This is a genomic window from Nocardioides sp. CPCC 206348 (assembly GCF_048654705.1).
Classification (GTDB): Bacteria; Actinomycetota; Actinomycetes; order Propionibacteriales; family Nocardioidaceae; genus Nocardioides.
Map to the genome: position 1 here is coordinate 3,318 of NZ_JBMCZA010000080.1, position 370 is coordinate 3,687.

The window sequence follows — 370 nt, forward strand, 5'->3', positions numbered from 1 at the left end:
TGGGCCGCTGGCTGGTGGGCGGTGCCCCGGTGAGCTGGGACGACGTCAAGGAGCTCAACAGGATCGGCCTGCTGATCACCTCCAGGGCCGTCCTGACGGACCCGCCGGATTCCACCGGTCCCGATGGCGTCCCTGCAGAGGACGGCATCGACGACATCACGATGACCGTGCTCGCGCTGGTCGTGGCGATGGTGCTCCTCGAGGTGGTGCTGCTGGCCGGCCCCGCGTTCGCCGTACGGGCCAAGGCGCAGGCGCACACGCTGGCCCTCGTCGCTGCGGCCGGGGGCACCCCGCGCCAGGCGCGTCGCACCGTCCTCGCCTCGGGGGTGGTGATCGGTTCGATCGGCGGCGTCCTCGGTGTCGTGCTCGG

The 370-nt window shown here is 72.4% G+C and carries 1 pseudogene; it reads left to right on the forward strand.

Features of this window, described 5'->3' with window-relative positions:
* Positions 1 to 29: 29 nt before the first annotated feature.
* Positions 30 to 370, forward strand: a pseudogene (locus ACOADB_RS04080) (hypothetical protein); the annotation flags it as partial.